Source organism: Pseudomonas sp. R84 (genome assembly GCF_009834515.1).
Lineage (GTDB): Bacteria > Pseudomonadota > Gammaproteobacteria > Pseudomonadales > Pseudomonadaceae > Aquipseudomonas.
The window spans coordinates 6414365-6434366 of the sequence record NZ_CP019426.1 but is presented as its reverse complement, the minus strand read 5'-3'; the positions used below and the strand labels follow the sequence as shown (position 1 = coordinate 6434366).

At 55.1% G+C, this 20002-nt stretch carries 24 protein-coding genes; 20 read left to right on the top strand and 4 right to left on the bottom strand.

Features of this window, described 5'->3' with window-relative positions:
* Positions 1 to 22: 22 nt before the first annotated feature.
* Positions 23 to 391 (bottom strand): DUF6124 family protein, encoded by a 369-nt coding sequence (locus PspR84_RS28705; RefSeq protein WP_160060151.1) that lies wholly within the window; start codon positions 389 to 391, stop codon positions 23 to 25.
* 70 nt (positions 392 to 461) lie between these two features.
* Here PspR84_RS28705 and PspR84_RS28700 point away from each other — a divergent pair, with 70 nt between their 5' ends.
* The 18 genes from PspR84_RS28700 to PspR84_RS29535 all read left to right on the top strand — a co-directional run bounded on the left by PspR84_RS28700 (position 462) and on the right by PspR84_RS29535 (position 12180).
* Positions 462 to 968 carry a hypothetical protein gene (locus tag PspR84_RS28700; protein ID WP_160059942.1) on the top strand — a complete coding sequence of 169 codons (507 nt, stop codon included), beginning with the start codon at positions 462 to 464 and terminating at the stop codon, positions 966 to 968.
* A 3-nt stretch (positions 969 to 971) separates the two neighbouring features.
* Positions 972 to 1229, top strand: a complete 258-nt coding sequence (locus PspR84_RS28695; RefSeq protein WP_160059941.1) for a hypothetical protein — start codon at positions 972 to 974, stop codon at positions 1227 to 1229.
* 156 nt (positions 1230 to 1385) lie between these two features.
* Positions 1386 to 1961, top strand: coding sequence for a hypothetical protein (locus tag PspR84_RS28690; protein WP_160059940.1), 576 nt, complete (start codon positions 1386 to 1388; stop codon positions 1959 to 1961).
* Positions 1962 to 2164: 203 nt separating this feature from the next.
* Positions 2165 to 2914 (top strand): lysozyme inhibitor LprI family protein, encoded by a 750-nt coding sequence (locus PspR84_RS28685; RefSeq protein ID WP_238785183.1) that lies wholly within the window; start codon positions 2165 to 2167, stop codon positions 2912 to 2914.
* 47 nt (positions 2915 to 2961) lie between these two features.
* Positions 2962 to 3387: a hypothetical protein gene (locus PspR84_RS28680; protein ID WP_160059939.1), complete on the top strand. Its 426-nt coding sequence runs from the start codon at positions 2962 to 2964 to the stop codon at positions 3385 to 3387.
* Positions 3388 to 3395: 8 nt separating this feature from the next.
* A complete protein-coding gene (locus PspR84_RS28675; protein ID WP_160059938.1) occupies positions 3396 to 3857 on the top strand; it encodes a hypothetical protein in 462 nt (153 codons plus the stop codon).
* Positions 3858 to 3877: 20 nt separating this feature from the next.
* Positions 3878 to 5242: a lysozyme inhibitor LprI family protein gene (locus PspR84_RS28670; protein WP_160059937.1), complete on the top strand. Its 1365-nt coding sequence runs from the start codon at positions 3878 to 3880 to the stop codon at positions 5240 to 5242.
* A gap of 138 nt (positions 5243 to 5380) precedes the next feature.
* A complete protein-coding gene (locus tag PspR84_RS28665) occupies positions 5381 to 5869 on the top strand; it encodes a cell division protein (protein WP_160059936.1) in 489 nt (162 codons plus the stop codon).
* On the top strand, positions 5862 to 6614 hold the full coding sequence (locus PspR84_RS28660; RefSeq protein ID WP_238785182.1) for a hypothetical protein: 753 nt from the start codon (positions 5862 to 5864) through the stop codon (positions 6612 to 6614). The genes PspR84_RS28665 and PspR84_RS28660 overlap by 8 nt, the downstream gene beginning before the upstream one ends.
* An 88-nt stretch (positions 6615 to 6702) precedes the next feature.
* Positions 6703 to 7158 carry a hypothetical protein gene (locus PspR84_RS28655; RefSeq protein ID WP_095119904.1) on the top strand — a complete coding sequence of 152 codons (456 nt, stop codon included), beginning with the start codon at positions 6703 to 6705 and terminating at the stop codon, positions 7156 to 7158.
* A 4-nt stretch (positions 7159 to 7162) separates the two neighbouring features.
* Positions 7163 to 7534, top strand: a complete 372-nt coding sequence (locus PspR84_RS28650; protein ID WP_095119796.1) for a hypothetical protein — start codon at positions 7163 to 7165, stop codon at positions 7532 to 7534.
* 19 nt (positions 7535 to 7553) lie between these two features.
* Complete coding sequence (locus PspR84_RS28645) at positions 7554 to 8102, top strand: hypothetical protein (RefSeq protein WP_160059935.1); 549 nt, start codon at positions 7554 to 7556, stop codon at positions 8100 to 8102.
* Positions 8089 to 8937, top strand: a complete 849-nt coding sequence (locus tag PspR84_RS28640; protein ID WP_160059934.1) for a tetratricopeptide repeat protein — start codon at positions 8089 to 8091, stop codon at positions 8935 to 8937. The genes PspR84_RS28645 and PspR84_RS28640 overlap by 14 nt, the downstream gene beginning before the upstream one ends.
* Before the next feature lie 56 nt (positions 8938 to 8993).
* The gene (locus PspR84_RS28635; protein ID WP_160060149.1) at positions 8994 to 9695 is read left to right on the top strand and encodes a lysozyme inhibitor LprI family protein; all 702 of its coding nucleotides are present in this window, start codon (positions 8994 to 8996) and stop codon (positions 9693 to 9695) included.
* Positions 9696 to 9766: 71 nt separating this feature from the next.
* Positions 9767 to 10738: a hypothetical protein gene (locus tag PspR84_RS28630; protein ID WP_160059933.1), complete on the top strand. Its 972-nt coding sequence runs from the start codon at positions 9767 to 9769 to the stop codon at positions 10736 to 10738.
* Positions 10739 to 10794: 56 nt separating this feature from the next.
* Complete coding sequence (locus PspR84_RS28625; protein WP_160059932.1) at positions 10795 to 11220, top strand: hypothetical protein; 426 nt, start codon at positions 10795 to 10797, stop codon at positions 11218 to 11220.
* 227 nt (positions 11221 to 11447) lie between these two features.
* Positions 11448 to 11981: an N-acetyltransferase gene (locus PspR84_RS28620; protein WP_160059931.1), complete on the top strand. Its 534-nt coding sequence runs from the start codon at positions 11448 to 11450 to the stop codon at positions 11979 to 11981.
* Between the two features lie 37 nt (positions 11982 to 12018).
* Entirely contained in the window at positions 12019 to 12180 is a 162-nt protein-coding gene (locus PspR84_RS29535) for a hypothetical protein (protein WP_174244486.1), read from the top strand.
* 115 nt (positions 12181 to 12295) lie between these two features.
* Here PspR84_RS29535 and PspR84_RS28615 read toward each other — a convergent pair whose 3' ends face one another.
* A complete protein-coding gene (locus tag PspR84_RS28615; protein ID WP_160059930.1) occupies positions 12296 to 12667 on the bottom strand; it encodes a DUF6124 family protein in 372 nt (123 codons plus the stop codon).
* Between the two features lie 519 nt (positions 12668 to 13186).
* Here PspR84_RS28615 and PspR84_RS28610 point away from each other — a divergent pair.
* Positions 13187 to 13570 (top strand): hypothetical protein, encoded by a 384-nt coding sequence (locus PspR84_RS28610; protein WP_007920327.1) that lies wholly within the window; start codon positions 13187 to 13189, stop codon positions 13568 to 13570.
* Between the two features lie 192 nt (positions 13571 to 13762).
* Entirely contained in the window at positions 13763 to 16375 is a 2613-nt protein-coding gene (locus PspR84_RS28605) for a hypothetical protein (RefSeq protein ID WP_160059929.1), read from the top strand.
* A gap of 64 nt (positions 16376 to 16439) precedes the next feature.
* On the opposite strand, the gene PspR84_RS28600 is transcribed toward PspR84_RS28605, so the two are convergent.
* Positions 16440 to 17840, bottom strand: coding sequence for an aminoacyl-tRNA deacylase and HDOD domain-containing protein (locus PspR84_RS28600; RefSeq protein ID WP_160059928.1), 1401 nt, complete (start codon positions 17838 to 17840; stop codon positions 16440 to 16442).
* A gap of 79 nt (positions 17841 to 17919) precedes the next feature.
* Entirely contained in the window at positions 17920 to 19995 is a 2076-nt protein-coding gene (recG, locus tag PspR84_RS28595; protein WP_077575051.1) for an ATP-dependent DNA helicase RecG, read from the bottom strand.
* Positions 19996 to 20002 lie beyond the last annotated feature (7 nt).

Genomic DNA, 20002 nt, shown 5'->3' with positions numbered 1-20002 from the left:
TAATCCGTCCCCCTCGTTCCGTTTACGTTATCGCTTCCTGCCTCGCCGCTATCAACTCTTCCAGATGATCCAACGCACGTTCCACCATGAGCTGCGCACCATCGGCAATTCGACTCAGTGCCAATGCCACCGAGCGGTTTGAGCCTTCGACATCGTCGGCTAATTTGGCAGCGATGGCGCTGATGGACAGCATGTCTTCGGAGGCGTTGGCCAGGAGGGCTTCCGGGTCAATGCCGGTGGAGATGGTGAAGAGTCTGCCTTTGCGGCGTTTGGACGGTTTGTCATGGGTAGGTGGGAAGTAATGGGCGAAGGCGCGGTCGGCGGCTTCTCTGTCGAGCGTTGCAGTGTCGAGGGATTCTTCGGCGGGGACTGGTAAAGGGGACGGATTTATTTATCTGATGGTTTTATCGTTGAACCCAAATAAATCTGTCCACTTTGTTGATTTGTAAAAAGGCAGAAAAATGAATAAATTTATTTTTTTGTATCTGTTAAGTTCATTTTTGTTTGTGCACGCTAGTGATAGCGTAGTTGTGCAAAGTAAAGGTTGTGTCATGGAGGTAAATGAATCTCCTGGTGTTTTGTTTTTCAAGACTGATGATGATATTTCATTTGTTAAGTACAAATATAAAGATGGTAGAACAGAAAATGTACAGATGAACTGCGTAGCGATGAGTTTTCCAGACGCGGTAGCTAGCGGCTTTGTACAGGAGGCCGACGGATTGAAGATTGGTACGGGAATGCAGCCGCTGTCAAAGGCTAGTCGTGTTTCTGGGGTTAATTGGTTCGGCTGGGAAGGAATATATTATTCTAACTCATACTGCTTTACTGCCGTATTGGAGGCTGGCACTGATCATGTTTTTATGATAGATGCCTGTGGCGACGAAGAAGATGTTAAAACTACCAGAAAGCGTATGCTGTCGTTACTTAAAGGCTCAAAAACTTATCATGTTGAATATGAAGGTGGATAGGTAATGAGTGATACAGGGGCAGACTATGTTTTAGTGTTGGACAGTGAATCGTGGTCTATCCCTATTTTTGCTTTTGGATTATTTTTAATGTCGGTTTTTTCGGTGGCTCAGTCACAGCCTTCAAATATATGTGGAGTTTCAATCCCAGATATCCCAGGTTTTAAATTGAGCGTAAAACTTGAAGATGGTATTTGCTACGGAGAACTGGTTTTGAACGTAAGTTCAAAGCCAGATATTCTGACAGAAGAAAATATTTTTTAATTGAGCCTGTTGAGTTCAAAACAAGCTTAGCTGCATCTGGCCTCTTTGATAGCAGTCGTAAATATAAATACAGCTACGGTGCTGATGAAGCTTTGCAACAAGTGTCAACAACAGGAGTAGTGAGCTCCCAGATCCGTTTAAGGGGAGGAGGCAGTGATGAAGGTTTGGTTGATTGTTTTGGTTCTTTCAATTTCGTCGGTTTCGTTCGCTAATGAAGCGAATGTGAAGTCGTCGGTCATATTTGCAGATCTCAATGTGTGCAAATTTAAAATGAATAATTTGTACGGAGGTGATTATGAGGTGGATAAGGAAGAAGTGCCTGCGCTCTTATTTTATTCGAAAGTTATTAAGCCTGATTCTAGGCGGCCGATAGAAGTCGATTTGAAGTTTCGATGTGTGGATCCCGCCGATGCCCAAACTTTTGCTAACTTTTCGGGTGGGAAAATGACTGACAAAGGATGGGTCATGAGTTTGGATCCAGATGTTGAGGCTGACACGTCCATGCATAATATTTTTTATGTATTAAAAGGGAAGAACTGGGAAGGTCCAGCGATATCTCAGGACGTTACAAATGGTGAAGAGGAGGACCGAACGCGTGGGTTTGGATTCTGCATACCCCATGGATCTGCTGCACTTTGTGGAGGTGGAAATGTGGCCTACTTGAATGATCTAAATGGCTCTGCGTTGAAGGCGGTCATTAAGATGGTTGAAACTATTGAGTTTGTTGAGTGAGGCTCTAAGGTAGAGGAAGGATTTGTTTTCAGCTGAATTTGATAATAATCAAAGGAAACGGATTTATTTATTGCGCTCGACCGCTTTGAGTTTGGTTCAAAACTTAAATAGATCTGGCCCGTTTGTCGGTTCTGCCTCTATCTTCTGTCGCAGGCCCGTTCAGAATTGAACGGATCACTGATTTTTTTTACGGACGCCAAGGAATGCAGATTTTCAGATTCAGCCTCATTTTTTTACTTTCAATACTGTCGCCTGTGGTCATGGCTGAGGGCACGATGATTGCCACCATCCTTCAGGCCGACTTTTCCAAGGACCCGGAAGTCCGGTTGCTTGTCAGAGTCGTTGATGTGGGTGGCGGTTCGGATACCCCTTCAATGGCGGTTCGTAATCAATGCCTGGAGAGGAAGGCGTCCGCAGAACGTCCTGGGCCGGATCCGTGCTTTTCGATAGAGATCACTGAGAGCAATAAGCAACGGGCCATTGTTCGGCAAACGCTATTGAATGATCCTCAGCGCACAACCGACCCTATCTATTTGGAAATTGTTTATCGCTCGGAGGTCAGCGAGAGCGATCCGACGAATCACCATCAGCGATCCGCCACACTGAAGATCGAAGAAAACGGCCTCTACAATTGGAACAATGAGAGCGAACAGGCATTGGCGGACGTTGAGTGGTTTCCCTCGGGAAATGGTGTTCTTGATCTGATGGTTCCTGACGCGGATGCATTGCTGAATTCTGTATATCGGGATCGTATGAACCGGCTGGACGAAAGCGGTCAGAAAGCACTGAGGGAAACTCAAAGAGCCTGGATGAAATTTCGAGATGCGGAGTGCCAGGCCGACCCGAAATTGCATAAATCAGTTTTCGGTGAGTGGTCCGATGCCTGCCTAATTCGCGCGACGATAGAGCGTGCTCGCCAATTGGCTTTGGCACCGGACAAGAGCAGACGTTGAAAAGGACAAGCCAGAGCATTCGCGCGAAAGCGTCAACTGGGATGAGCATGAACAAACTTTTCTTTCTCTTTTTTGCGCTATTTCCTTTAGGCGCTCAAAGCGCAGTCACCACCGAATCACTTTGCTTCGAATTATCCCAATCGAGCCCGGTAAAGTTCGAACTCCGTACCTACTACGACGAAGCCAGCAAATGGTCCGGTGGTTTCGTGAAGTACGCCAAATCCAGCGAACCCATTTCCATTGTGTTGACGGATTCCCAGAACGAAATCCTCGATCCGGACGCGCCTTGGCAGCACACCAGAATCTGGTCCGAAATCGTCAACGGCAAGGTCACGGGGACTTATGAGTTGATGACGCAAGGCTCGCAGATCGTCTCGATGTCTTACACAAAGCAGTCCAACGGTAAGGCTTATAGCTTCGGAATCAGCACCAGCATCGACTCCTCTCTCGAGTCCGGATGCAAGTGGGAGTAGGGCAGTACATGCAATTCAAAACTCTAGCGTTATCACTACTCGGCCTGATGTGGACGATCCCGGCGTTAGCCGAAACCACTACATTCAGCCCAACCAAAGGCGTCGACGCGACGCTGATTCTCGAAGGCTCCAAGCTGAACATCGCGGTTAAAAGCGAAACGCACAGCGAGTCGCGAACAATCGATTTTGAAGCCGAAAACGAACTCTATCTGCAGTTCGATGATTTCAATTTCGACGGCGCCAAGGATTTCGCGATCTGGCAACTCGATGACGGCATGGGCACTTACCACTACTACCGGGTATTCATTTACCAAGCCAAAACCGGCACGTTCGAAGAGTTGCAGCCGGACTGCGGCGATGGCTTCGTTAACCTGCGCGTCGACAAAAAACGTAAAGCGTTGCTCAGCACTTACTGGGAAATGAACATACCCAAGCAATGCATTACCCGATTCACCGAACGCAAAACCTGAATGACTCAAGGATGAACACAGTGAACCGTTTTGTTTTAACCCTGCTGGCCGTATTGCTGCCGGCTTCAGCTGCCTATGCGCAGGACGACTGCAGCCATGTCACCTCAAGTCTGGAAATGGTGCCCTGCTCGGAGGCGGCGAAGAAGGCTGCCGATACGCAGTTGAATGTCAGCTACAAGCAGCTAATGACGCGACTTGAGTCTGACTATCGAGCAGATCCGGCATTGGGCGCGGAGTACGCCGCGAAGGTCAAAGAATCGCAGCGTGCGTGGATGAAATTGCGCGATGCGAATTGCCCGTTGGAGGCATTCGAGATCGAAACGGGGATGCCGGCGCATGTGTTCGCGGTTAACTCGTGCATCTCCAGAATGAGTCGTGAGCGCTCGGCGTATCTGGACAAGATTGTCCCTGCTCTCGCATCCGACAAGAGCACTTCAACGGCACCAGCCAACGGCGCTTGTCCTGCGGAGGAGTTCCCTGCTTTCCTGACAGCGTTTTCCGCCAACAGCGAATCACAACGCCGTCTCACGGCGATGACGGTCAAGTCGCTGGTGTTGAAGCCGGTAGCGGGAAAGGAACGTAGCACCTTTGAGCCTTCGACCTCGGGAGTCAGTGGAGCTACTTTCAACTATCCGCTGATGGCTGCAATCACGCCCGGCAAGACACCTGGAGTCGAAATCGAAGAGGTCGATGACAGTCACGTCAATGTGGTGGATAAGAGGGCAGGTAACAGCAATGTGAAAATCTTCAACTTCTCTCGTCAGGCGTGCTGGGTGCTTGAGGGGATTGAGGATTGGTCGATCAGTGAGAAGGATCTTGTCGCAACACGTAATCCAGGAATGAGCCGCGCCGAGAACTTCTGTGATCAGCGTGCTGAAGCTTTAGGTGGGCTTGGGTTGCTTGAGCAATACCCTCTAACGGTGGAACTGGTTGAAGCGTCCCTGGAAAATTATGTATGTGCTGCGGAGTCAGGTGATGCAGAGGCAAGTCTTTCGGCGGCAAGCCTGAGTCTTTCTCAAATGGCATCCCAGTTGGAAACCAGCAAAGTTGAGGCGTTGTTCAAAGCGGCCTCGAAAATACCGAGTGGCGCGCTGGCCTATGCCACGTTTCTTTGTTCAGGAAACTCCACTGACTATAACGGCCCTTGCCTCCATCCCGAGCAGGCAAAAGAGCAGGTTATTCGTGCTATTTCCATGGGCTCAGCTGATGCGATGAATTATCTGGCCTCGACCTTTGAAGGTGGCGAGTTTGGAGCGAAGGATATGTCCCGGGCGTTAGCCTGTTATCAGATGGCGGCTGACAAAGGTAATCAGTTGGGCATCTTCAACGTGGGGCGATTGGAATCGCAGGGCGCTGAACCGATCAAGGCAAGTCACTGCATCTGAAATGCCAGGTCATGTCTGATGCGTTTTCGCAGTCGTTGAGTCTGAATACGTCCGGTAAAACGTTTAGTTTTTGAGCATCTGACGACCACCATTTTCCTTTAAACTCCACACCCCCAAGGAATGCGCTCAGGACACGGAATGCCAGCCCCCTCGACCTCGCTTCGCCCCGCGCTAGTGCTCTGGCTATACGCCGCCGCAATCGTGCACATTCTCGCCGGACTCACCCTGACCTGGGCCGGGCATTCCGGTTTACTCGACGGCTATCTGCACGTTCTCGAACTGTCGTTCTGGGGCACCGACGCAGTACCCACCGCCGGCCACGAACAACAAGTCTGGTGGCTCGCGCTGTTCGGCGCGACGTTGCAAAGCTATTCGTTGTACATGCTCGCGTTGGTGCACTTGGGCAATCGCTTGAAAGCCCCGGCAGTGTGGGGCTGGTTGAGCGCCGGCATCCTGTTATGGGCGCCGCAGGACATGTGGCTCTCGGCGCAAAAGGAAGTTTGGTCGCACCTGTGGCTTGACGGTTTTGCGCTGCTCGCATTGTTGCCGCCGCTATTTTGGCTCTATCGACATGACTGTCGGAAAGGCATTTGCGAGATCGTATCGAGCGACCCGAGCCGTGGCTGATGTATCACCGATAAGTCTCATAAAACCTCGATACCTACGCGGACTGCTGTTTGGTTTTGCACTCACGCAGGTTAATCATGCAATTGCCGACAAGACCGTGTTGGTCGGTAATGCTTCCGGTCAATCGCAGGCGGCTAAAGGGCCAATCACCGCTTTGGTCGTGATGACACCCTGCCGGTTTTCCATGACGCTTACGCAAGATCAATGGCTGCAGTTCAATTCGCCTGATCTGGTATTCGTTGCGACAAAACAACTTCCCAACACATTGAACGCGCCGCAGTTGTGGCAGGCGTCAAGCTCAAACAGCGCTGAGTGGAATTTCGAAAAGTCAGCAGGTCTGAGCGAGCCATGGTTTGGTGTTATGTGTGAAAACGCGGGGAATTTTTCCGCCCTCACTGCTCAGAAGTTGCCGTCTGATGACTCGATTGAGGTGCAGCTGTTGCGTGAAGCCAACAACCTCAAGTGTCCGGCAACTTTGACTGATCACGGCTGGAGCCCGACATTGTTGGCGGGGGATCCGCAAACCTACACGTTCGAGTCGCTGGAGGGGACAAAGTCGTCAGGATTCATCATCGGTTATCACGATAAAAGTCGACGTCTGTTCAGTCGCATCACCTTCTGCCTTATGCATAACGAACAGGTGCTGATTGGTTCGGCAGAGTCGGGCTCATCAGCCCCGTTGGCGATAAGCGCTGAGGGATTTGAAAAAATCAAAACAGCAGTGCGGAGCATCACCTTCGAGTGAGGATGTTGATGATGCATTGCATAGATGGAGCTACAGCGTGAAAGGATTTTCAGTTCTTCTCGGCAGCTTGATATTGGCTGCCGCGTCCATGGCATTCGCTGCCGATCCAACCTTCAAGGATTACACCGTCACGCCAGTTTTCACCGGCCCCAACCATAAGCTGGTGCCGCAAGAGAACAGCAGCCCAATGATGGATCAGACACGGGTGCAAGCCCTGAAAGGCAAGGTCAACTTCGCCGGCCATTACATCCTGCACAGGCTCGGTTGTGGCGGTAGCGCCATTTGCGGCGAAGTGCTGGACGCCCAGACCGGTGAAGTAGTTGGCGGTCTGCCGAATGCTTACGACGGCAGCACGTTCGGCATGGTTTACCAGCCCGACAGCCGCTTGATCATCGTGTCCGGCATCACGCTCGACGGCGAAGAAGATGCGCAGGGGAATGCTTTGGAAAGTGGTAACCGGGACCGTTACTACGAATTTGTGAACAACGAATTCCGGCTGCTGAGCACGACCGATGTGGAATCGTCGCCGATGGATGAGGAGTGAGTGGATGAACTGGTTTTTCATTCGGCCTGTGCTGATTGCGCTTTTGTTTTTATCTCATTCACTGCCCGCGACTGCCAGTGAAGGGAGTTGCTACGGCTACCTTACTGAGCTTGTCAGGAGCAGCGATTTTCCGTTTCGTTATGTCGGCAAGCACAAGGTCAATTTGCTGATCGACGAGGACGACGGTGAAGTAGTGCGCGCTCAGCTGTTTTTCGACACCGACGGCAGCGGCACGATTGGCTGGATCAAATACACCCCGGCTACCCACGAATTGCTCAACACCTCGGCCGAGTTGGATGAACCGGTGGCGTTGTCATTCGACGCCAAGTTTGCGGACGGCTATGCAAAGTGCCTGACAAAACAAAAGGCCGGCTAACGGCGAAAAGGATTTCTCAATGAATCAGCTTTTGTTCGCCGGGAGCCTGGCATGGTTGTTCTCTTCCCCAGCCTTCGCCGCGCCGACGGATGCTTACACCCAACGCGATGTCATGCAGTGTGGCGGTGTTGAAGTGGTGTTGGTTTCGTCCTGCCGATCCGTGACAGTGCAGGACACGGAAACCCACGTCATTCCGGTCTGCTCCGACCAGACCATCAACATCGGCGGCAAAGTGCTTCGGCGTGATATCAGCAAAGTTTTACAACTCACTTCCGACGGTGCGAAGACGAAAATGTTGAGCAATGTTGTTGTGGCGATGGATTGCGTGGATGGCGCCAAGGGCAGCCTTGTTTCGATAGGCGGATATGGCGGTTGTGGTGCCTGCGCGGAGTGGCACGGGTATTACTCGACAGCAGGGCGATTGGAGCAATACAGCTTCGATAATAATCAACGCTCTTTCGGCTCGAAGGGATCTCGGGGAGAGCTGATCAAGGCCTATGGCGTTACGAAGAGACAGTTAATGTCAGAAAGCCCGGCGGTGAAGAGGATCGTCTATGGCCAGCCTTAAGTGGGTGTTGATGATCAGCTGCCTTCTTACCGTCACAAGTGCCCTTGCCGAGGACCCGCCAATAGTCGGTATCGATGGGCACACCGTGACGTTTAGGGCGACAGAATGGACGATGCCCGGTGTGGATTCGGCGACCGCATGGTTCACCGCCAACGGCAAAACCTTCCCGCTCTTCAGTGCCGATGTTGGCGCTGATGGGCACTCGGATTGGCTCAGTCCTGACAAGAAAACCTTATTGCTCGACCCGGTGGTCTTCGGCATGTTGTCGGACGAGAATCAAGAAGAAAAAATCGTGTCGCAACAGCATTGCGATGTGATCTCCATGGAAACCGGTTGCGTGCTGGCCGAGCGTTCCCCTCGTTTTTGTCTCGGCAAATGGGTGGGCAATCAGTGGTTTTCGGAAGATGGCGAAGTCCTCACACCTAGCCTGGAAACGGAGTCCCCGAAGGAGTGGTTGAAATATATCTCGACCATCAAAGCTGCGCAGTCCCGCGCAGAGTCCATCGAATCGGGCCTGACTTTTTTGAGTCCCGAATCCTACATGGCGTGCCATCCCCCGGCGCAAAATGTTCAGGCGTACAACGACCTCGGTTTTTATCTGGCCGAGGGCGGTAGAGATGAGCTGGCGCTGAGGTTTTATCGCGGCGTTGAGGCCGTTGGTAAGCGCACGGTACTGATGTTGAACATAGCCGACTCGCTCTGGCGCCTTGATCGGAAAGGCGAAGCGCAGCGCTATTACAGCCAATACCGCGACGCGATGAGCGCCGACGGCAAGGCGCAGAAAATACCTCAACGTGTCGTTGAGCGATCTGCCATTCAGGGAATGAAAAATTGAACAGGTTTGTGCGTTTTATCGCGTTGTCCTTTGGATGCCTGTTTGCCTCTTTTGCGATGGCCGAAGACGACTGCAAAGAAATCACCGTGAGCGCCCAGGTCGATCGGTGTGTGGAGGCAGCTCGCAAAGAAGCCGACACGCAACTCAATGCCAGCTACAAGAAACTGCTGGGACGGTTTGAGGCTCAACAACGGCGCGACCCTGAGCAGGGTAAGGTGCTGGTCGCCCTGGCCAGAGAATCCCAGCGCGCCTGGATCAAGCTGCGCGACACCACATGCCCACTTGAAGCCACGGAAATCGAGCCTGGGGTGGCAGCGCATGTCACGACGATCAACAACTGCGTGGCCAGAATGAGTCTGGAGCGCGCGGCTTATCTGGACGCGATCGTCGCTGATGAGCCGGGTAATGTGGTCGATCTCAACAAGGTGTACCTGTCCGGCTCCCAGCGCTTCGGCGATGTCGTGGCACGTTATGTCAGCACCTTTGGCAGCCCATGCCTGACGGTCCAGATACTGGCGCCCAACGGCGGTTGGAGAGTGCTGTCCTCCAAGCGGTTTTGCAGTTTCGAGGGCAAGGCATTTTGGACGGACTATGCCGATGCCGGGTTTGAGGATCATGCGTTTGCCGAGGATGGGTTGCACGTGACGCTCAGTTTGACGGAGCTTCGTGGGCTCGGAGAGAAGCGCCTTGCCTGTGTGATTCCGATTCAGAGCGAGCAAATCAAAGAGCTGAAGTGCGGCGCACCTGAATCATCGTGAAACCATCAGCATTAACATTCGAAGATTGATCAACAGGGAAGTGAGTGGAATTGGCCAGGCTCTTAAGTTGTATGAGTGCGCTCGGATTCGTGGTTGCCTTGTTGGCTCAGCAGGCAATAGCGAGTGACCCACAAACCATCGGTGAGCTGCATCCGCCTGTAGTTGCCTCGCTCGGTGATCAAAAAATCACCGTGTTCTTTTTGAAGAACAACCTCAAAGGTCAGGTGAGGGAAGGGCATGTTCCTTACGCCGAGATCTTCTACACCACCACGAATGCGGTGAAGCCTTCGCTGAATTATGTGTGGAAGGTCGAAGGCGAGCAGATCGCCTCGGTGTTCTTCTTTGAACGCAAATTCCCGGAGCAAGCGGGGAAGTCCATGTTTGTTCTGACAAAACAAAAAGTCTCGCACAGTCAATTCGAAGGTGATTCCTATTCGGTGCTGGAATTGCCTCTGGTGAAGGACGGCGATCAGTTGGCCTTGCGGTTTTTTAGCGGCGACCCGGCAGATCCCGAGCTTCAGAACTGCCTCGACGGTCTAAATCTGGCGGATGATGTAAAGGTAGAATGTGCTTACAAGGATGCGGCCAGCATTAAAAAGCGCTTGGCAGACTTGGATGCAAAGATAACTGCGGATTCAAAACTGCATCAGGACAACGGCCAGAATCCACTCAAAGCCGAGCTTGATACGTCCAATGTTGCTTGCCCTTCGACCGAATTTTCAGCGTTCCTCTCAGCCTTCTCCGAACGCGTAGACGTGCAAAAAGCCTTTGTCCAACAACCGCTGAATATGGCCACGACCGTGCCCGGCGATCCCGAACCCGAGATGGAAAAGCGCAGCCTCAGCGGCGATCAGCTCAAGTTTCCAATCATCCCGGATCAAGCGACGCGAGACACTCAGGGCCTGACGTTGACCGTCAAGGAAGCGCTGGACAAAAAGGCGATCGCAATCCTGCAGAAACCGGATACCGACTATGTCTTCGAATATCGGTTCGTTCGTGGGCAATGTTGGCGGCTGGAAGAAGTGGCGGATTATTCGCTTTAGAAACGCCGGCGTTCATCGGCATAAGCGCATTCCACAGAACGGGTTCAGAGGGATTTGTGAAGAAGTTATTTTTAGTGCTGTTGTTGGTGTTGCCGTTGGCGGCCCACAGCGAAGTTTCTACACAGGTAAGGTGCTTCCATTCGTTGGAAGGCAAAAACATCAATTTTGAGTTCAGAACCTATTACGACGTGGCCGCCAAATGGAGTGGTGCAAGTGTCAGGTACAGCAAGTCGAAGAAAGCCATTACTTTGGTTCATCACCGAACCGAAGAGTACGTCATGACGGAGGGCGGGCCCTACGAATTCACGACGACTTGGGTGGAAGTTTCAGACGGTGCGGTGACGGGACAGTATGTCATTGCAACGCAAGGCGCTCGGGTGAACTCGATGCGCTACACGAATTACAAATCCGGCAAACAGTATTCGTTCGATGAAGACTTCAGCATCGAGGCCTCTCCGGAGACGGGTTGTCAGTGGGGATAAAATCTTCAAGAAAGGGGACTTAACGTCCCCTTTTTTTATCCGCAAATCTCGCTACGGCGTGACTCAATCTCACCCCGTCCTGCCGTTGAGCGATGGCGTAAGTGGCTGAGGCTAGAGGACCGCGGATTGCTCGGACCAGATAATCAATGTCTGGGTATTTCTGTTGATGTTCAAAAGCTTTCAAACGCCGCTACGCTCTCGACCTTGAAAATTGCCAGTGGTTGTCCATGTCCAAGAGTCGAGGGAACGGGTATCGCTACCAGATCTGGCGATCTGAAGCGCGCAAGGCAGCGGAAGATTTGGCGCGCGGGAACCAGAGCCTCATAACCAGAGGTATTGATACAACTCGAATTCAATACGAGCCCATTACTCCCGTTGCCATCGAAGCCGCCGATCTTTGGGGAGATGAGGCTACCTTGTACCCGTGGCACGATGTGCATCAATGGAAGCAAGCAGACACCCGTGGTTTTGACGTCTCGCTTTGGTTCGACAAAGAATTATGTGGGTTATGTTATGCGTCGCCTCGCAAGAGCAAGCTGTGCATCAAGATTGTGATTCTGGAGGGCAAGCCGGACAGATCTCATCCGTTGCGAGGCACCGTGGCCGCTTTGGCATTAACCGCGATTGAAAACTACGCGATCTTGATAGGCTGTACGGAAATTGAAGTTCAAGAACCAGCCGCCGCTGCTATACCGTTGTATGAGAGTTTAGGGTTTGGCTTTGATCCGACGGGCCGGCTTGTTATTGGGGTTGAGCGGTAATACTATCCAGTCAAATTTCGAGACCCGAGAGGTTTCCATGAAAAAGTCCAAACATGAACCCAAGCCTATGATGGCTGCTCGGTTCCAGGCTGAAGCTCGCGAAGTTTTGGCCAATCGCTCTGGTAAGCGCAGCCGCTTTCTGGATGTTGCTCTGTCCAATGGCAGTGACTTCGAGCCTGTCGGTCGACTGGCCGGCTGAAGGTTTTCGGATTCTCAAAAAAGCTGCCGTGATTGGCAGTTTTTTTGTGTCTGGGTTTTTACAGGTAGTTGCAGAAAGGGGACTTAACGTCCCCTTTTTTCATCCGCAAATCTCGCTACGGCTTGGCCGCCACGCTTCGCACTTCAATCTGGTCGAGTGTCCCTTCCACCATCAATCTCACCCCGTCCGCCATTCTGCTCAGGGCCAGTGCCACCGAGCGGCGGGAGCCGTGGAGGTCGTCGGCGAGGTCGCAGGCGATGACGCTGATGGACAGGAGGTCTTCGGAGGCGTTGGCCATGAGGGCTTCGGCGTCGGTGCCGGGGGAGAGTTTGAAGAGGCCGTTCTCGCGTTTGGGATGTGGTTCGACGGCTGGTTTGAAATGGTGGTCGAGGGCGCGCTCGGCGGCTTCGTGGAATTTCTTTGATTCCAGGGTTTCGTAGGGCGAAACGTCTGGGGATTCTGGGGGATTGGGTGTTGGTTTGATCATTCGGTCTTACTCCAGTTTAAGGAGCCGACACCGTTTCGCTCGCACTTCGAAAGTGGTGGCAGCTGTGCATAGGTGTGCAAGACCGGTGGAGTAACCCGGCAGACCCGAAGGTCTCCCATACACAGCTGCCATAACGATCCGCGAGCATAGGAAAACGCTCGGCGAATTGCCATAACCAATGTGTACTCCCACCGGACTTGCACGTCCGTATCGCCAATCTGCGGCGACACACAGAGCCTATCGATAGCCAGCCAACTCGCCTAGTTCATGGACAGCCCCGCACTTTGCAGGAAATTTCCCATCGATTCGCGGGGCGGAAGATCAAAAGATCGCAGGCTTCGCCAGCTCCTACAGGGATGTGTTTCAACAGGTGTAGGACGTTGCCTGCGGAATCGTGACTTGGTAGTCATCGTGCGGGAAATGGTCTGCATCCTCTTCCAACAGCGTCAGATACTGGCGTTATCGTCCGAATCCCTTACACTGCCCCGGCCGTTCATTTTCCCTTTTGAGGCTGTGCGCATGAAATTTCGTTTTCTTCTGTGGATGATGGGTTTGTTGATGGGTAAGGCCAGCCGGACAAATCCTGCGTTCCAGCAGCAGTTGGGTGACAAGGATCTGGTGTTTCAGCTGCAGACGCTGGACGGGAAAGTGGCGCGGCATTTCGTGGTCAAGGATCAGCGCATCACCAGCAAGTCTGGCGTGGTGGCGGAGCCGGCGTTTGCGATTGCGTTTAAAGATGCCGGTTATGGCTTTGCCACGATGCAAGCGAAGAACAAGCAGTTGGCGTTTATGCAGGGGATTCAGGACAAGTCGATCCAGCTCAAGGGTAATCCGGCGCTGGTGATGTGGTTTCAAGGGTTGATGAAGTATTTGAAACCAAGAAAGGCGAAGGCTAAAGCTTAAGAAGTCGCTGGCTTGAACAAACCCATGCACGCGCACTGAATAACGGTGCGCTTGTCTTGTAAGGCCATTATTTCGGCTCGCAAAGACGGTCGGACTGTCATTTCTATCAGGTGTTTTGTGTACCGTCGCGATGCTCTACTCAAGTTCCAGTTCCGGCGTTAAGGGACTTCACCGACTTGATGGAACAAGCTCATGACGCAGACACAGAGTATTTCGATCCCTAGGTCTCTCGATCCGACATTTGATCAGGATGGCGTGTTGACCTTACCGATATCCGGTATCGCGGGCGACGAAGCGGCGGCAGTCTTGGCGCTCCCCGATGCAAAATTACTCGTTGCGATACCTTTAACGGGCGCGAATGCTCCGGTTGCCATTGCGATGCTGAATGAAGACGGTTCGCTGGACGAGACCTTCGGTGCAGCGCGCAGAGGTTTCGTTGAAATAGCGTTGCAAGGTGCTCGGATCAGCTATGTATCCGGTCTCGATGCGCTTGAGGATGATGGTTGGCTGATACACCTTCAGTATTACTCGACTACCTCCAATGACGTTGGCCTGGCATTGGTCCGCCTGAAAAATACCGGTGAACTGAACGAAGCGTTCGGCACCAACGGGATGCGGTATATCTCCTACTACGGCAATCCCGAACCCGCTAACGCGCCGCGCAAGGCAAGTCCCCCGAACACCCGCTCCTCTGAGACTTCGCACCCTCGATCGCGGTCAGTGGCCCTGCTAGTGGGCGACAAAATCGTCCTGCTCCATTCCGTATTTTTTGATGAGGCGCCACTGCCAGTAAATGTTGTGATACGTCTGCAAGCGGATGGGTCACTCGATCAATCATTCAACGGTTCGGGCTATGTGATTCCGGAGATCGCTACATCGAGTACCGCCCACGGCATCGCCGTTCAAGCCGATGGCAAGGTGCTGGTCTGCGGCTCATACCGGGACGGATCGGGAGTCCGCGGGGTTTTTCTGGCGCGTCTGGACGCAAGCGGCGCGCTGGACAGTCAATTCAACAACGGCCTGGCCGTGTTGATTCCCGACGACGAAGGCGAGAGTTTTCTGCAATCGATTTCGGTACGTGAAGGCGATGGCAGGATTATCGTCGCGGGCCGAGCCTTGCGTAGTGGCCTTGAAGGTGGGTTGATCGCTGCGTTCACGACCAGCGGCGCGGCAAACCTTGTGTTCAATGGCGGCAAGCCGCTGTTTTCGCCGTTACTGAAAGGGTTGGCGTGGACGCATGCCTCGCAGGTGGGTGGTTCGATCGTTGTTGTCGGTCACGGTGAATCAGCCATGGTGACGGCGCGTTTTCTTGCTAATGGAAAACCGGATACGGCTTTCAACGGTACGGGGCATGCGCTGTTTGAAGACAGCGCAGGGGCAGCCTTTGCGCGAGGTGTGGCCGTCATGGAGGACAGTCGGATCGTGGTGTGCATCGAGCTCTCCGTCTATGCCGATCCTTCCAGAATCCCTGGGCATTTCGTGCGCTATCTGGCGGGCACACCGTCTTTAAATAACGATCCGACCTTTGGCGAAGATGGCATCCTCAGATTTCCCTTCCTCGGGTTCTCGGGATATGACGTGAGGGCGTTGCTGGCGCTACCGCAAAATAAACTGTTGGTTGCCGTCCGCCTCTCGACGGAGGGTGCGCCCACGCGGATCGTTCGTCTGCTCGAAAACGGCGCTCTCGACACAGCTTTCGGTGGGGAAGACTCTGGCTACGTCGAGATCAGGCTGAAAGAAAGTTTTTACATGAGCCGGATCCTCGGGTTTACACCGCTGAGCGATGGCGGTTGGCTGGTTCGTGCTCAGTACACGGCAGAAGGCTCGAATTACTCGACGGGCCTGGTGCTGGTCAGACAGCGCGAGGACGGACAACCGCAAACGTCTTTCGGGGAACAAGGTGTGCTTTACATTCCCTTCGAGAAGATGGGAGGAGACGCATATACCGCGTTGGCGCAAAAGTCTTCCAGCGGTGCCGCAGGGGCTGGCGCAGCAGGGCTGGTCGCGCAACAACTGGACGAAAAAATCGTCGTGGTCAGTACCGTTGAGGATGCTTCCGGCCGGACAAAAGGTATCGTTCTGAGGTTCGAGCCGAATGGCTCACCCGATACGACCTTCAACGGCACGGGCTTTGCGTTCGTAGAGCTTGCAGAGATTTCGCCTTCGGACATCGTTGCGCAAGCGGCCGCGACCCAGGCTGACGGCGCCGTGGTGATCTGCGGCAATTACTTTGCGGTGAGTGCGCATGGCGCCTTCGTTACTCGTTTCGACGCTACGGGCAAGATTGACACAGGCTTTGGCATCAACGGAGTTGTGGACGTGCCCCACGATCAATGGATCAGCCTGGACGTTGCGGCAATAGTCGACGACAAAATCGTTGTGGCCGGTGGTGCGGCGGTGAAGAACGTTTCTCATGGCTTGATTGCGGTGCTCAATTTCAGCGGCTCCTACAATCAGGTGTTCAATGGTGGTCAACCACTGATTTCTTCACCTGTCCCCCAAGGCGTCAGATGGTTGCATTGCGTGCCGCGTACGGACGGTTCAGTCATCGTTTGCGGTAGCAGTGGCACTGGGGCGCTTGATGAGAATCTCAGCGCGGTCACCGCACGCTTTCTGGCGGATGGTTCTCCAGACGCCTCTTTCTTTGGTTCGGGATTTACCGTTTTCAATGAAAGCGAGGGTTTCGAATACCCCCACGGCATGGCGGTAATGGTCGATGGGCGTATCGTGGTGGGCGGAGTGTATTTCACCGACTCTGGGTACGATAAAGGCTGGGTGATCCGTTACCTGGATAAGTCGGCTTAAGCCGCAGGTTGGCCCATCGCGGGCAAGCGTCGCTCCAACGGGAGGTCGCTTGCCCGCTTTGCATTCAGGCCTGGCTGAACTGCGAAGCCAGTTCGCGCAATAACACCTCGGCCTCAAGCACTTTGCTGACGACGTCATTGGCTTTGTCGCGAGTCAGGCCGACGCGTTCGAGCAGCGCATCCGGAATATCTTCATCCGGTCCAGAGCCAATCCCGCGTCCACGCAGCAGGCGCACGGCCAGGCAGACGAGGTTCGGGTATTCGGCGTAGGCGCCATCGTAGCTTGGGTCGTGCTGGAAGCGCAGGGCGGTGGCCAGTTCGTCGGGCATGTCCCAGTAGCGCATCAGCCACGAGCCGATCTGTTCGCGGCTGATACCGAGCAGGTGTTGCTCGATGTAGCTGTGGCACAGGTGCGGGTTGACCTCCAAGTGGCGGCAGATCAGCGAGAAGTGCGGCGGAAACACGTGGGCCAGCAGCAGGTAACCGAAGTTGTGCAGCAGACCGGCCAGATACGTCAGGCCGGCTTCCGGGCGCTGGGCGCGCGGCATGGCGCGGGTCAGGCCTTCGATGACGGCGGCGGTGTAGATCGACTGCTGCCAGTACGGCGTGGTGTGTTGCGGGTGGTCTTTGGGCAGGCTCAGGGTCTTGCCGAGGGCCAGGCCCAGCGCGAGGTTGATCACCAGATCAAAACCGAGCACGCGAACGATCGCGTCTTCCACCGAACGGATCTTGCCCGGCGACGCGTAGTACGGCGACGCCGCCCAGCTCACCACTTGTGCGGCCAGCGCCGGGTCGGTTTCGACCACGCCGGTGATGTCGTCGATGGTGGCGTTGGGGTCGACGCGCAGTTTGATGATTTTTTGCGCAGTCTCGGCCAGCGGCGGAATCTCGATGGTCGCTTCCAGCCGTTGCTGAATGCGCCGCGCTGTGAACGCCTGTACGGCCTGGGTGATTTCCTCGCGGTCATCGTCCGGGCGATCGAGGTTCGGGCGGATACTGCTCAGCGCTTCGCCGAAATTGGCGGCGCTGGCCTTGGTCAGCATGGTCTTGAAGTCTTCGCTGGCGATTTCCAGCAGCAGGCCCGGCTCACCGGAGTTGATCAGCAACTTCGGCTCACGCAGCAGGCTTTCTTCGTAGAGGCACGGCGAACTGGTCAGCGCCGGCAGGCCTGGCAGCAGGCTCAGGCTGTGTTTGCCGAGCATCTTTTCCAGACGCTCGGTCGAGACGGCAGTCAGACGCCGGCCGGTGAGTTCGGCGAGGCGATTGAGGTCGAGCAGTTGGCTCTGCGGAAACAGCACCATCAGCGCGCCGACGGAGTCGTCCAGCAACACGGCTTGTACCTTGCGCGAGGCATTGAGGCCGTAGTGGTCGAGCACTTCTTCGTAGGCGATGCCCAGCTTGCCTAGCAGCAGCCGAATGACAGACGGCGCGTGCGGGGATTCGGGGGCGAGAGCGGCTTCGGTCATGATCTGTATCCGTTTTTGAAACAATGGCAGGAGTATAACCAGCTTGGTCAGAACGATCTGTCAGAAACTGCGACGGTGCTCACACTTGGCCGTATTGCTGCCCGTGGCGCAACCAGCGATCGAGTAATGGGCTGACGTGGGTTGGCCAGCGTTCCAGCAAGGCTTGCGCGGCGTCGCGGACGGCGGGCAGCAGGTCGGCGTCGCGCATCAGGTCGGCGACTTTGAATTGCAGCAGACCGGTCTGGCGGGTGCCGAGCATTTCCCCGGGGCCGCGCAATTCGAGGTCTTTTTCGGCGATGACGAAACCGTCGTTGGTCTCGCGCATGATGCCCAGTCGCTGGCGACCGATCTGCGACAGCGGCGGATGGTAGAGCAGCACGCAGTGGCTGGCGGCGCTGCCCCGACCGACGCGACCACGCAATTGGTGCAGTTGCGCAAGGCCGAGGCGTTCGGGGTTTTCGATGATCATCAGGCTGGCGTTGGGTACGTCGACGCCGACTTCGATCACTGTGGTGGCGACCAGCAGTTGCAGGTTGCCAGCCTTGAATTCGGCCATGACGGCGGCCTTCTCGACGGGTTTCATGCGCCCGTGGATCAACCCGACTTTCAGTTCGCCGAGGGCGAGGGTGAGATCTTCGAAGGTGGTTTCGGCGGCCTGACAGGTGAGCTCTTCCGACTCTTCGATCAGCGTGCATACCCAATAGGCCTGACGCCCTTCGGCGCAGGCACCGCGCACGCGTTCGATGACTTCGACGCGGCGGGTGTCGGTGACCAGCACGGTGTTGACCGGGGTTCGTCCGGGCGGGAGTTCGTCGAGGATCGAGGTGTCGAGGTCGGCGTAGGCGCTCATCGCCAGTGTTCGAGGAATCGGCGTGGCGGTCATGATCAGTTGGTGCGGGCACATGCGTCCGCCGACGCCTTTCTGCCGCAGCGCCAGACGTTGCTGCACGCCGAAGCGGTGCTGCTCGTCGATGATCACCAGCGCGAGGTTCTTGAACTGCACTTCGTCCTGGAACAGCGCGTGGGTGCCGACCACCATCGGCGTACCGCTGGCGATCTGTTCCAGCGCGGCGACGCGGTTCTTGCCCTTGAGCTTTCCGGCCAGCCATGCGACTTCAATGCCCAGCGGTTCGAGCCAACGCTTGAAGGTGATGAAGTGCTGTTCGGCAAGGATTTCGGTCGGCGCCATCAGCGCGACTTGATACCCGGCCTCCAACGCCTGCAATGCCGCGAGTGCTGCGACCACGGTTTTACCCGCGCCGACGTCGCCCTGAATCAGGCGCAGCATAGGCTCGTGTTGGCTCAGGTCGTAGGCGATTTCGTTGCCGACCCGCTGTTGCGCGCCGGTCGGGTTGAAGCCAAGGTTGGCCAAGTATTTCGGCGGCAGCTTCTTGGCTTTCGGCATCGCTGGCGCGCGCAGCGAACGCATGCTTTCGCGCAGACGTTGTTGCGACAGTTGATGGGTCAGCAGCTCTTCAAAGGCGAGGCGATGCTGGGCCCAGTGATGGCCGAGGGCGAGTTCGTCGACGTCGGCATCGGCGGGGGGGTTGTGCAGGTAGCGGATCGCATCGGCCAGTGGCGCCAGTTGGTAGTCGCGGGCCAGTTCGGTCGGCAGCCAGTCGGGCAGGGTGTCTGGCTTGAGCATGGTCAGCGTCTGCATACACAACTGACGAAGGCGCGCTTGGGTCAGACCTTCGGTGAGCGGGTAGACCGGGGTCAGGGTTTCATCCACTGGCGGCGGTTCGTCACCGGTAATGGCGCGGTATTCCGGGTGGTAGATTTCCAGTCCTGACGCGCCGGGCCGGGCCTCGCCGTAGCAGCGCACCCGCGTGCCGCGCTTGAGGCCTTCTTTCTGTGCGTTGCTGAAATGGTAGAAGCGCAGGCTGAGACCGCCGGTACCATCCTGCAAGCGCACGACGAGGCTGCGCCGGCGGCCCATGACCACGTCGGCGCCGCTGACGGTGCCTTCGACCACGGCGTCCTGCCCCGGTCGCAGCGCACCGATCGGCACCACGCGGGTGCGATCCTGATAACGCAGCGGCAGGTGAAACAGCACGTCCTGCAGATTCTCCAGACCGACCTTGGCCAGTTTCTCGGCCATGGCTTCGCCGACACCCTTGAGTGCCGTCACCGACACTTGCGACAGCTCCGTCATGACGCTC